The organism is Bacillus sp. KNSH39 (assembly GCF_052656585.1).
This window is the reverse complement of sequence record NZ_JBQXYO010000001.1, coordinates 2,401,357-2,413,864: the sequence shown is the minus strand read 5'-3', so window position 1 is coordinate 2,413,864 and position 12,508 is coordinate 2,401,357. Positions and strand designations below refer to the sequence as shown.

17 protein-coding genes are annotated in these 12,508 nt (G+C 34.8%); 12 read left to right on the top strand and 5 right to left on the bottom strand.

The annotated features are described in order from the left end of the window. Positions 1-140: 140 nt before the first annotated feature. On the top strand, positions 141-629 hold the full coding sequence (locus ACUL40_RS12135; RefSeq protein ID WP_001233804.1) for a DUF3993 domain-containing protein: 489 nt from the start codon (positions 141-143) through the stop codon (positions 627-629). 83 nt (positions 630-712) lie between these two features. Here the strand turns inward: ACUL40_RS12135 and ACUL40_RS12130 are convergent, their stop codons facing one another. Continuing rightward, positions 713-949 (bottom strand): glutaredoxin family protein, encoded by a 237-nt coding sequence (locus tag ACUL40_RS12130; RefSeq protein WP_000717873.1) that lies wholly within the window; start codon positions 947-949, stop codon positions 713-715. A 233-nt stretch (positions 950-1,182) separates the two neighbouring features. Between ACUL40_RS12130 and ACUL40_RS12125 the strand changes: the two genes are divergently transcribed. The 10 genes from ACUL40_RS12125 (at position 1,183) to ACUL40_RS12080 (ending at position 8,240) form a co-directional block, all read left to right on the top strand. Then, positions 1,183-1,419, top strand: coding sequence for a YkuJ family protein (locus tag ACUL40_RS12125; RefSeq protein ID WP_000055151.1), 237 nt, complete (start codon positions 1,183-1,185; stop codon positions 1,417-1,419). Positions 1,420-1,660: 241 nt separating this feature from the next. Then, positions 1,661-1,810, top strand: a complete 150-nt coding sequence (locus ACUL40_RS12120) for a hypothetical protein (protein WP_000440540.1) — start codon at positions 1,661-1,663, stop codon at positions 1,808-1,810. 74 nt (positions 1,811-1,884) lie between these two features. Continuing rightward, the gene (locus ACUL40_RS12115; RefSeq protein WP_000348488.1) at positions 1,885-2,403 is read left to right on the top strand and encodes a ribonuclease H-like YkuK family protein; all 519 of its coding nucleotides are present in this window, start codon (positions 1,885-1,887) and stop codon (positions 2,401-2,403) included. A gap of 120 nt (positions 2,404-2,523) precedes the next feature. Beyond that, positions 2,524-2,715, top strand: coding sequence for an antirepressor AbbA (abbA, locus tag ACUL40_RS12110; RefSeq protein ID WP_001188692.1), 192 nt, complete (start codon positions 2,524-2,526; stop codon positions 2,713-2,715). A gap of 168 nt (positions 2,716-2,883) precedes the next feature. Beyond that, the gene (gene cbpB, locus ACUL40_RS12105; RefSeq protein ID WP_000623579.1) at positions 2,884-3,327 is read left to right on the top strand and encodes a cyclic-di-AMP-binding protein CbpB; all 444 of its coding nucleotides are present in this window, start codon (positions 2,884-2,886) and stop codon (positions 3,325-3,327) included. 179 nt (positions 3,328-3,506) lie between these two features. Beyond that, a complete protein-coding gene (locus tag ACUL40_RS12100; protein ID WP_002026259.1) occupies positions 3,507-4,391 on the top strand; it encodes a LysR family transcriptional regulator in 885 nt (294 codons plus the stop codon). 71 nt (positions 4,392-4,462) lie between these two features. Then, a complete protein-coding gene (gene dapD, locus ACUL40_RS12095) occupies positions 4,463-5,185 on the top strand; it encodes a 2,3,4,5-tetrahydropyridine-2,6-dicarboxylate N-acetyltransferase (RefSeq protein WP_000783241.1) in 723 nt (240 codons plus the stop codon). A 63-nt stretch (positions 5,186-5,248) separates the two neighbouring features. Next, entirely contained in the window at positions 5,249-6,379 is a 1,131-nt protein-coding gene (locus tag ACUL40_RS12090; protein WP_000218672.1) for an N-acetyldiaminopimelate deacetylase, read from the top strand. A 246-nt stretch (positions 6,380-6,625) separates the two neighbouring features. Beyond that, positions 6,626-7,492, top strand: a complete 867-nt coding sequence (locus tag ACUL40_RS12085; protein WP_001167324.1) for a cytochrome c oxidase assembly protein — start codon at positions 6,626-6,628, stop codon at positions 7,490-7,492. Between the two features lie 82 nt (positions 7,493-7,574). Continuing rightward, positions 7,575-8,240, top strand: coding sequence for a potassium channel family protein (locus tag ACUL40_RS12080; RefSeq protein ID WP_000504032.1), 666 nt, complete (start codon positions 7,575-7,577; stop codon positions 8,238-8,240). Positions 8,241-8,283: 43 nt separating this feature from the next. Here ACUL40_RS12080 and rnjA read toward each other — a convergent pair whose 3' ends face one another. Both rnjA and ACUL40_RS12070 read right to left on the bottom strand, forming a co-directional pair. Then, the gene (rnjA, locus tag ACUL40_RS12075) at positions 8,284-9,951 is read right to left on the bottom strand and encodes a ribonuclease J1 (RefSeq protein WP_000670377.1); all 1,668 of its coding nucleotides are present in this window, start codon (positions 9,949-9,951) and stop codon (positions 8,284-8,286) included. Between the two features lie 4 nt (positions 9,952-9,955). Beyond that, positions 9,956-10,168 carry a DNA-dependent RNA polymerase subunit epsilon gene (locus ACUL40_RS12070; protein ID WP_000576435.1) on the bottom strand — a complete coding sequence of 71 codons (213 nt, stop codon included), beginning with the start codon at positions 10,166-10,168 and terminating at the stop codon, positions 9,956-9,958. A 547-nt stretch (positions 10,169-10,715) separates the two neighbouring features. On the opposite strand from ACUL40_RS12070, the gene ACUL40_RS12065 reads away from it, so the two are divergent. Next, positions 10,716-11,489, top strand: a complete 774-nt coding sequence (locus ACUL40_RS12065) for a Cof-type HAD-IIB family hydrolase (RefSeq protein WP_000998268.1) — start codon at positions 10,716-10,718, stop codon at positions 11,487-11,489. A gap of 60 nt (positions 11,490-11,549) precedes the next feature. On the opposite strand, the gene def is transcribed toward ACUL40_RS12065, so the two are convergent. Then, the gene (gene def / locus ACUL40_RS12060) at positions 11,550-12,104 is read right to left on the bottom strand and encodes a peptide deformylase (RefSeq protein ID WP_000957048.1); all 555 of its coding nucleotides are present in this window, start codon (positions 12,102-12,104) and stop codon (positions 11,550-11,552) included. Positions 12,105-12,273: 169 nt separating this feature from the next. Then, positions 12,274-12,420, bottom strand: a complete 147-nt coding sequence (locus ACUL40_RS12055) for a YjcZ family sporulation protein (RefSeq protein WP_000274562.1) — start codon at positions 12,418-12,420, stop codon at positions 12,274-12,276. Between the last annotated feature and the right edge of the window lie 88 nt (positions 12,421-12,508).

Genomic DNA, 12,508 nt, shown 5'->3' with positions numbered 1-12,508 from the left:
AATTGGTAATAGTGAAAATGGTGATGAAAATGCTGTCTATCGTTGTAAAGATTTTACGAACGAAATCTGTCCTTTCTTTGCATAATCATTGTTACAATGAATACTACAAAGACAAGTTCTTTTAAAAGGAAGGTGAAAAAATGAGGAAATATGGAATATGGCTTGTTCTATTTGTATGTGTTGCCTTTCTAGTTGGTTATAGTGTTACGACTGTTTTAGGAAAAGAGGAAGTGGAAGTCGATCGGAAAGAAGTATTTACAACGATACAAAAAGGCTATGAAACCCAGTTTTCAATTCGTGGGAAGCATTTGCCGATGAATAAGATGATAGAGACGTTATCACCGTATTTTACAGATAATTTCCTTCAAGTATTTACAGATGAAAATAGCAGAAGTGATAAACAAAGTGGTGAATATTTACTTCCGGCAAAAGAAGCACCGTTTTCTTTTAATTCAGAAACGAAAATGTCGTATGATGAAGAACATAAAAATTTATATGTATACGAGCGGACAAAAAGTGGACAATATCAAATTGTAACATTGAAAAGGGATCAAGATAAATGGAAGTTAGCAGGATATCATGAAAGTCAGGAACTTTTAACTGAAATAAAAAGGTTGCAACAATTATAAAGTGAAACTTTTAATTAGTGGGAGTTTTACTACCTACAAACAGCGGGATAAGAATAGGAATAGGTATTTACCTATTCCTATTCCTATTCTATATTGAGTAGTTGTTGTAACTTTTCAATTTGAAAACCTGCAACTACTTCGCCATCAATTACGACTGTTGGAGTTGAATAGGAATCATAGTCGTTTAAAAGACGATTGCGAGCAGCAGCGTCTTTTTTTACGTCAAATTCTTCATATGCAACGTTATTATGCTTCAAAAATTCTTTTACAATAACACATGGCGGACAATCGGGTTGTGTATAAACCTCAATTTTTTTCATTGTAATTCCTCCTTTTTTCTGTTTTTTATTATATTCTTCCAGTATAAAAACCGCAATAATGAAGGAGAAATATGTTCTTTCTGTTTTTTCCTTCGCATTTCGACAAATTTTTAGTTGAGTTTCTGGCCAATAACCTTTATCCTAGAGTGTGGAACATTTTTTCTGTTATGACGGATAGAATGAGTATAGCTGTAAAACCTATTGGTAGGAAGATCAGAGAAAGGAGAGATTTCATGTCTCTACTCCAAGGAATTTTAACTCGACTTGTTAGTCTACAAGAACAAGCTGAAAGCGGTGAAGTAGCACAACGCTATTTTGAAGTGAACGGTGAGCGCAAATGTAGCGTGAAATTTTTCGATAAAAGTGAAATGTATGAGTTAGAAGTGTATCAACAAGGTGAAAAACCTCAAGTATATCAATTCGATAATATCGACATGGTTGCAATTGAGATTTACGATATCATTTCTTGATACATATAAAAAAGGTACTGCCACATGGCAGTACCTTTTTTAGTTCTATTACTTTCTAGCATAATGTATAGAAGTTTTTTATTTTTCCTACAATGGTATTAAAATGAAAATTTAATCCGTGCAAGTTTGCTTATCCATGTGGATAATTAGTCCCGTCAACCGGGTGAATATGTGAAGCTAAACTTCTCACTATCGCTGGGTTTTGCAAATAGCGGGAGAAATATAACTAGGAGGTTATCGTATGGAACGTTTACCAGTTGTGATTTGTCCTAATTGTCAAAGTTCTGCTGAGATTATTCATGTATTAACGGCTCAATCTAATCAAAATGTAATTTATACGTGCCAAGTTTGTCACTTTGTAATTCGAAATATTGAAACGAATAAAGGATAGGAAGTTATAATTTTAGTTTTTGTCCCATACAATGAGAATACGAAAAGTCTGTCTAATTGAAAGGACGTGACTCTGTGGACGGTGCACATAAATTTTACAATGTTTCAGAGAGACATTTAAATTTTGATATGGTCTTTAACCGTATTTGTAGTTTCATTGAAAAGGATCCGCGAAATTTGTATCGATTATCCATTGGGACAGACTCGCAAGCGCATCAAAAGGATACGAGGTTTATTACAGCAATCCATATTCATCGTGTTGGAAAAGGTGCCTGGGGTTGTTTACACCATAAATCAGTAAAAGATAAGCCAGCGACCTTACGTGAGAAAATATATTTAGAAACGCAGTTTAGTCAAGAAATCGCATGTCTATTTACGCCTACTCATATACAAACAATATGGGAGTTATTGCATCCTTATGCTCAAGATGGGGCTGGATTCATAATGGAAATTCATTTAGACATTGGGAATGATGGCTTAACAAAAGAATTTATTTTAGATATGACAGAAAAAATTCGAGCGATGGGATTAACTGCAAAAATTAAGCCGGATGCTTATGCGGCGTTTAGCTATGCAAATCGATATACGAAATGATTTTTTTGTATGTGTACGATTGTTACATATCTTTAAACGAAAACTGAATATTACATCTATTAAATAGGTTGAATTTTTTATATAATAAGAGTAACGATGCGAGTGTAAGGAGAGGGGTATATGCAAAGGGAAGTTGTTTTAACGAAGGAAGAAGAAAGTTTACTACTAGATATTTTATTTCAGCAAAATTACGCAAGTGAAATTTTAGCTGTGGAACTTACAGATATTGAGAATGGTTTGAAACAGACAGATGTGATGCAATATAAAAAAATCACAAGGTTATTTTACAGATTAAAAAATAAAGGGTATTAAGCGCTACCGGAATGGTAGTCTTTTTTTTGTGCGGTATGCTAAAATAGCTGTGTGATTGTATTTTTATTGAAATAAATTTAGGACAAAATAATAATATGAAAACGCTGTCATAAAATGTGAATAGAGTTGTGAACATAAGCAGGAAAAAGGGAAAATGGGGGATGTAATATGATTAGTATTCCGAAAGACGAATTTCAACAAATTCTTGTGAAGGATTTAATGATTTCATCGGAAAAAGTAGCTCATGTCCAAATTGGAAATAGTTTAGAACATGCTTTACTCGTTCTTGTAAAATCTGGATATTCAGCGATACCTGTCTTAGATCCAATGTATAAACTACATGGTTTGATTAGTACTGCCATGATATTAGATGGTATGTTAGGATTAGAACGTATTGAGTTTGAAAGGCTCGATGATATGAAAGTAGAGCAGGTGATGAAAGAAGATATACCTGTTCTTAAATTAGACGATTCATTTGCAAAGGCTTTAGAAATGACAATTGATCATCCTTTTATTTGCGCTGTTAATGAAGAAGGCTATTTTGAGGGGATTTTAACACGTCGGGCTATTTTAAAATTGTTGAATAAGAAAGTAAGGCAACATAATCGATAAAGTGAAAAAAGTGACTTCATAGAAACGAAGAAGTCACTTTTTTTTCGTGCATATCACTTGTGTATGTATTATATTTAAAAAGACATAAAACATAAGGAAAGTTTGTGCTGGACAATTGTATTTTCTGAATGAAAGCATTCGGGTAAATTAAGGATGAAAAGCTTATTGAAATAAGGTGTATGGAAGCTAAGGAAAGAGGGAGAAAGTTGCAAATTGATGATTTTCAAATGATGGTTGTGTTAGCTCAGGAATCAAATATGAGAAAAGCGGCGGAACGTTTATTTGTTTCCCAACCTGCGCTGAGTCAACGATTACAATCTATGGAGAAACAATGGGGAATGAAGTTTTTTATTCGCTCACAAAAAGGATTGACAATTACACCTGAAGGGGAAAAAGTTGCAAATTATGCCAAAGAAATGTTGCAAAGGGAAGAAGATATAAAAAGTGAGCTGGCTGTTTTCAGAACGGAAACTCATGGAACGTTAAAAATAGCTGTTGCATCAGTTATTGGTCAATATTGGCTCCCTCCTGTTTTGAAAAAGTTTGTGCATAAATATCCTTCTGTAAAGATATCGCTGTTTACTGGATGGAGTAGTGAAGTGCAAAAGCAGTTTTATGAAGGAGACGTGCATGTTGCTATACTGAGGGGAACACAAGAATATAAAGGTCAGAAGCAACAATTATTTGAAGATGAACTGTATTTAGTTGATAAAGAAATAAAAGATATTTCGATGTTAAAAGAAACAAATAGGCCGTTCATTCAATTTAAAAGTGACTCGACTTATTATGGACAAATACAAAATTGGTGGTATGGTTTATTTTCTAATCCGCCTAAGCGAACGATTGTAGTTGACCAAATTGAAACATGTAAACAACTTGTTTTAAATGGTATAGGTTATGCCCTTTTACCTTCTACTGTTTTAAAGGAAGTACAGGAAAATATGTATAAAACACCTGTTCAACTGACGAGAGAAACATGGTTGTTAACAAGTGACTCGGCAAGGCAGTTGAAGCAAGTACAAGCATTTTTAGAAATTATAGAAGAAATTCAAAGGGGAAAATAAGATTATTATCTTGCTACTCGCTCTTTCGTTTGGTAGAGTAACATTATAAATGGATTTAGGAGGCAACAAGAATGAAAATGATGGACGCTAACGAAATTATTTCGTTTATTCAAAAAAGTGAAAAGAAAACTCCTGTAAAGGTATACATAAAAGGGGATTTAAAAGAAGTAACATTCCCTGAAACAGTACAAGCATTTGTGAATAAAAAATCAGGTGTATTATTCGGAGAATGGTCTGAAATTAAGACAATTCTTGATGAGAATAATAAGCACATCGTTGACTACGTTGTAGAAAACGATCGTCGTAATTCTGCAATCCCAATGCTTGATTTAAAAGGTATTAAAGCTCGCATCGAGCCAGGTGCTATTATTCGTGACCATGTTGAAATTGGTGACAACGCTGTAATTATGATGAATGCAACAATTAACATTGGTGCTGTAATTGGTGAAGGTTCTATGATCGACATGAACGCAGTACTTGGTGGACGTGCAACAGTCGGTAAAAACTGTCACGTAGGTGCAGGTGCTGTACTTGCAGGTGTTATTGAGCCACCTTCTGCAAAACCAGTTATCGTTGAAGATGATGTAGTAATCGGTGCAAATGTAGTTGTTTTAGAGGGTGTTACAGTAGGTAAAGGTGCAGTTGTAGCAGCGGGAGCTGTTGTAACAGAAGATGTGCCTCCATACACAGTTGTTGCAGGTACTCCAGCACGTGTAATTAAAGAAATTGATGAGAAGACAAAAGCAAAAACAGAAATTAAACAAGAGCTTCGTCAATTAAACCCAGAGAAATAAAAAGTAAAAAAAGCGTAAGAGCGTAAATGGGCTCTTACGCTTTTTATAGATAGAGGTGCAAAAATGACAGTAAGCAAATTTGTCCAAATTCGTAGAGATCTACATAGAATTCCAGAAATCGGATTTAAGGAATGGAAAACACAACAGTATATTTTAGATTATATAGGAACACTTTCTCATGAATTTGTGGAAGTGAAGACATGGAAAACGGGTGTAATCGTTAAAGTAAATGGAAAAAATCCCGAAAAAATAATAGGTTATCGTGCAGATATAGACGGTTTACCAATTACAGAGGAAACTGGATACGAGTTTGCTTCTATTCATGAAGGAATGATGCATGCATGTGGCCATGATGTACATACAACAATCGGTTTAGGCCTTCTAACGAAAGCTGTGAGCGAAAGAATAGATGATGACCTTGTATTTCTATTCCAGCCAGCAGAAGAAGGACCAGGCGGTGCTCTTCCTATGTTAGAAAGTGAAGAGTTAAAAGAATGGAAACCAAATATAATTCTTGGTCTTCATATTGCACCAGAATACGCTGTGGGGACAATTGCAACGAAAGAAGGACTGTTATTTGCCAATACTTCAGAATTATATATTGATTTAAAAGGGAAAGGTGGCCATGCTGCCTATCCACATACTGCAAATGACATGATTGTTGCAGCGAGTCATCTTGTTACACAGCTTCAATCCGTTATTAGTCGCAATGTAAATCCTCTTGATAGTGCAGTAATTACAATCGGGAAAATTACTGGTGGTACGGTTCAAAATATTATTGCAGAAAAATCTCGTTTAGAAGGAACGATTCGAACATTATCAGTGGAATCAATGAAGCGTGTGAAAAGCAGAATTGAGTCAATTGTTGCAGGTATCGAAGCTTCTTTCCAGTGTGAGGCGATTATAGATTACGGAGCAATGTATCATCAAGTATATAACCATGAAGAGTTAACGAGAGAGTTTATGGAATTTGTACATAAACAAACTGATATGAATGTTATTACATGTACTGAGGCAATGACGGGTGAAGATTTTGGTTATATGCTTCGAGAAATCCCTGGATTTATGTTTTGGCTTGGAGTAAATTCAGAATATGGTTTACATCATGCAAAATTAAAACCAGACGAAGAAGTGATTGAAAAGGCAATTACATTTTTAAGCCAATATGTAAAGTGGAAAGGGAATAGAAAATAAAACTTCCACTTTCTTGAAGGTTCCAAAAAACTTTTTGTTCTGAGGTGTAAGTAACGCTCGTATAGATTGATTTTAGACATTGACATACAAATGGAAGAATTAAAGTTAATTGTACTGTTTTAATAATGAGCAGGGGGGTTAGCCACTGCTCATTATTAATTATTTGACTAACTTATATATGTTTACTTTTAGTATGAAAAGTGTGTAAAATCAATGTGAAACATAGAAAAAAGGGTGGGGAATTACGTGCAAATTAGCAGTGCGATTTTATGTTTCGTCTTATATGCGTACGTTATTATTGCGGCGGTTTATTTTGGGATAAGTTTTTATGCCTATCGTCTAGTAGATAATAATGAATATGACGAAACATACAAATGGGTGAAGAGATATTTATCACCTGTACTAGAAATTATGAATGGGTTTGTGCTCTTTTTATTTATTGGATTAATTGCTTTTTCAACGAGTTTAGTAGGGAATAAAACTACGTTATTTGTATTGGGTATCATTATTTTTATGTTGTTAGGAATAAGGATTGGTAATACGGTCTTTTGGAATGAAAGAAAAGTAGATGGTTGGACGGGAATGTTAATTCCGTGCATGTTAGCTGCAATCGTGACAAATATAGAGCATGAATATTATCAATTACATTTTTGGCTTATTATCGTTTTAACAATTCTTTCTGTTTTGTATATAAGCACAGTAGTACTAACATATATTGCACATGAAAAAGGAGATGTTAAAGGCACTCGTTTCTTTAGAGGACGGGCATTATTTTGGAGTGTGCCGACGATGGTAGTTATCGCGCTTATTGCGATATTAGTAAATGGATATCAATTTTCTAATTGGCAACTATTTTTAGAAAATTGGTGGATCTTTATCTTTTCGTTTATTGCTTTTTTAGGTGCAACGCATTATTTATTCCATCAACATCATTACATATGGGCGTTGTTATTTGCATTCACACAGCTTCTATTTGCCTTTTTTGGTCAAGAAACATTATTATTCGTTTTTGAAACATTTAGTTCTTTTGGAAATATATTTGTATTTGCTATGCTACTTGTTGGTATCGCTTTTTACTTGCAACAATATTTTTATATACAAAAACAAAAATAAGAGCTAATTACAGTTTTTGTGACGCATATAAAGTGTGTTACACTGAAAATAAATAGTACTTGAAGTTATTGGAGGAATTCCCGTGGGTGAGAAAGAAAAAGAATTTGCTGTCATTGGACTTGGTCGCTTTGGTGGAAGTATTTGCCGAGAATTAGCTCAATTAGGAATGGAAGTAATGGCAATCGATTCAGATGAGGATAAAATTAATGAATTTGCAAATATAGCTTCGCATGCTGTAATTGCAGATTCAACAGATGAGATGGTATTAAAAAGCCTTGGTATTCGAAATTTTGATCACGTAGTCGTTGCTATTGGAGATAATTTAAATTCAAGTATTTTAACGACTTTGATTTTGAAAGAGTTGGGTGTAAAAAATATTACTGTAAAAGCTCAAAATGATTATCATGAAAAAGTGTTAAGTAAAATAGGTGCAGATCATATTGTGCATCCAGAACGTGATATGGGAAAAAGGATTGCTAATAATATTGCATCAAGCAATGTGCTAGACTACCTTGAGCTTTCAGATGAGCATAGTATTGTAGAGATTATTGCGAATAAAAAAATTGATGGGCACTCTTTAATTGAATTAGATATTCGTGCGAAGTTTGGATTGAATATTGTAGCAATTAAACGAGGCAAAGAAGTTATCGTATCCCCTCGAGCTACGGAGAATATTCAAGCAGGAGATATATTAATTGTCATTGGTCATGACGATGAAGTGGATCGATTTAAACACTTTTTAAGATAAGAGAAAAGAAAAGGACAATGCCTTCATGGCATTGTCCTTTTTCTTATATTTCCATAATGATTGGTAAAATCATTGGACGGCGTTTCGTTTTCTCATATAGGAATGGAGCTAATGTGTCTGTAATTTCATTTTTAATTTCAGACCATTGTGTTGTTTTACGCTCCATTACTTTTTCTAAATGAGTTGTAATTAATGTTTGTGCATCATTGATTAAATCGCTACTTTCACGCATGTAAACGAAACCGCGTGAGATGATATCAGGTCCTGCTGCAACTTTAAATTCTTTCATATCAATGCTTACAACTACAATTACAAGTCCTTCTTCAGAAAGGATACGACGATCGCGTAATACGATATTGCCAATATCTCCAATACCGTTTCCATCAATGTAGACCGAACCAGATGGGATTTTTCCAGCTACGCTAGCTTCATCCGAACGTAAAGCAAGAACATCGCCATTATCCATAATGAAGCAATTTTCTTCAGGGATGCCACAATCATTTGCTATGTTCATGTGCATACGCTGCATACGATATTCACCATGAATTGGCATGAAGTACTTCGGTTTAATTAGACGTAACATTAACTTTTGTTCTTCTTGTCCACCGTGTCCACTTGTATGGATATTTGAAAGTTTCCCATGAATTACATCAGCGCCAGCGCGGTACAACATGTTAATTGTACGACTTACGCTAATTGTATTTCCTGGAATTGGTGAAGAAGAGAAAACAACTGTATCTCCAGGAATAATTTGAATTTGGCGGTGTGTACCGTTTGCAATACGTGAAAGTGCTGCCATCGGTTCACCTTGACTACCTGTACATAAAATAACAACTTTATTAGCTGGTAAGCGGTTTAGTTGAGATGCATCTATGAATGTATCTTTCGGGCAACGAATATAACCAAGGTTTTGTCCAATTTCAATCGCTGCTTCCATACTTCGACCAAACACAGCTACTTTACGGTTGTTTTCAACAGCAGCTTCAACAACTTGTTGTAAGCGGTGAATATTTGATGCAAAGGTTGCGAATATAATCCGTCCTTCTACTTTACGGAAAATGTCTTGAATGCTATCACCAACGCGACGCTCAGACATAGTAAAGTTTGGAACTTCACTGTTCGTACTATCAGATAATAGACATAGTACGCCATCTTTACCGATTTCAGCCATTTTTGTTAAATCAGCTGGTTCGCCAACTGGTGTGAAGTCAAATTTGAAGTCACCTGTATGAACGACTTGACCTTGAGGTGTTTTCACAACAACGCCGTACGAATCTGGAATACTGTGAGTTGTACGGAAGAAGGATACAGACGTTTTTTTGAATTTAATAACGTCATCTTCTTGAATCTCGTAAAGTTTTGCTTTACGAAGTAAGCCGTGTTCTTCTAGTTTGTTTTTGATGAGTGCAATTGCTAATTTTCCGCCGTAAATTGGAATGTTCACTTGACGTAATAGGTAAGGGATTCCGCCGATATGATCTTCGTGACCATGTGTAATGAATAACCCTTTAATTTTATCTTCGTTTCGCACAAAATAAGTGTAGTCTGGTATTACATAATCGATTCCGAGAAGTTCGTCCTCTGGAAATTTAATTCCAGCATCAATTATAATAATTTCATCTTGAAATTGAACAGCGTATGTATTTTTACCGATTTCACCAAGCCCACCGAGAGCAAATACAGCAACTTGGTCGTTTTTTAGAAATTTCATATCGCTATACGATTTCCGCTAATGTTAAATCAGCGTTTTCTTTTTCATATTCAAGATGAGCGCCAGTAACAGACTGAACAAACTCGATATTATATGCGAACTTATTTAATTTTGTACGAACATCCTTTTCAGACGTAGCCTCTAAATATAAAACTTTTGTATTTTCACGTACTGGAACCTCAGTTAATTTTTCTTGATAAAATACTTTAAAAATCATTTGGAAAACCTCTCCTTGTCTATGTTTTGCATTATCTGTTACTTATTATAAAGCAAACAGTCACGATTTTCATGTTTTTTCGAATGAGAATGAAGAAAAAGCCCGAAATGGGCACAATTTAAGCGACTGTCTTTTTACGGACTAGACCATTTAAATAACGCTTGAGCTTTTTCTTCAGCTTCTTCAGCATGATTACTCCTTCCTTTCCTTATTTTAAACATGCCTATTACTAGTGAAAACTCTATCTCTGATATAAGAGATAGGACAAAAGTGAATGGTGAATCTTGTCCTTTCCCATACAGTGAAAGTTATTCTATAGTAACGATTAGTAGCCGTTAGTTATAGGTATAGTATGAGGAAGAATGGAAAAGAAAATTCATACGAACAAGTATCCACATGTTTTACTAATATATATATGCAAAGTTTACAAATAAGGTCAGAAAGGGAACGCTTTCTTCACAGATGTTTAATATGTTATACTTTTTTTTAGAATTTGAAAAGTGATATTCAAAATAGGAATATAGAGTGCCAGAAAGGATTTTGACAAATGAATGATAAAATTGTCTTTTTTGATATTGATGGAACATTATTAGATCATGATAAAAAAATTCCGCAATCTACACGAGATGCAGTAAAACAGTTACAAGAAAAAGGTGTACATGTAGCAATTGCGACAGGGCGCGCGCCATTTATGTTCGAAGATATTCGTAAGGAACTTGATATACATAATTATGTTAGTTTTAATGGACAATATGTTGTCTTTGAAGATGAGGTAATATTTAATAATCCGTTACATCCAGATGCTTTACATAAGTTTACTCAGTTTGCAAAACAAGAAGGATATCCACTTGTATATCTTGACCATCAAGATATGAGAGCATCAGTGGAATATCATGATTATGTGAAAGAAGGCTTTGGAAGCTTAAACTTTGAGCATCCAGCATATGAGCCTAATTTTTATGAGGAACGTAATATTTATCAAACACTACTTTTTTGTGAAGTAAATGAAGAGGAAAAGTTTATTAATCATTATCCAGATTTTCATTTTATTCGTTGGCATGCATATTCAATGGATATCATTCCGAATGGTGGTTCTAAGGCAAAAGGAATTGAGAAATACATTGAAAAGTTAGGTTTTAATCGTGATCAAGTGTATGCATTTGGAGATGGCTTAAATGATTTAGAAATGATCGAAGCCGTTGGCACAGGTATTGTGATGGGAAATGGCCATGAAGACTTGAAAAAACTTGCAAATCATGTGACAAAGGATGTTAATGAAGACGGTATATATCATGGACTAAAGTGGGCTGGATTGCTATAACTGAATATGGAACCCATTTCATAATAAAAAGGCGGAAGATTAACTTCCGCCTTTTTATTATTATCGCTCTAGAGGTTTGGAATCATCAGGAGCGGCAAAAGGATTTTCTTTATTGATATGGTCATAGAACATAACGCCATTTAAATGGTCAATCTCGTGCTGAAATACGATTGCTGGTAAACCTTTTAAACGTAATTTTACTTCTTCTCCGTTAATAGAAGTTGCTTTTACTGTAATTCTTGTATAACGAGGAACATAACCAGGTACTTCGCGGTCTACAGATAGACAGCCTTCACCACCCTGTAAATATGTACGTTCAACAGAATGGCTAATGATTTTTGGATTGAATAATGCATGGCTATATAATGTACCATCCGCATCGGTTACATGAACTGCAATCATTTTTTTTGAAACACCGATTTGCGGAGCCGCTAATCCGATTCCAGGGCGTAAACTATATTTTTCAGCCATTTCAGGATCTTGGCTATTTATTACGAATTCAATCATTTCTTTTAAGGTAGTTGTATCTTCTTCGCTTGCCGGTAAGGACACCTCTTCTGCAACGTTGCGCAAAATAGGATCTCCTTCGCGAATAACATCTTTCATTGTAAGCATATGTAATCTCTCCTTTCCTCTTTAGTCTACCAAAGGAGATGGAAAAAGTCATCGGCAAGAAAGGGAAGGCATTTTGGAAATCGTTCTATTATAGAGTAGTTATGTATGTGGTAAACAGAAAAAGACGGCAAAGCCGTCTTTTTCTTTCCATAGTTGTTTCGTTTTACAATTAGCGAATGCAAGCAGCACCAACGATAATTAAAAGAATAAACAACACAACGATTAAGGCGAAGCCGCGTCCAGACCCGCCACAAGAACCGCCATAACCGTAGGAAGGATATGAACAAGTTGGATAGCAATATGAGTATCCGTACATGAGATGACCTCCTTTATCATTTCCCGCTAATACTGCGGTTACTATAATGTATGGAAGAGAGGGTAGAAATGTATAGGTATTTACCTAA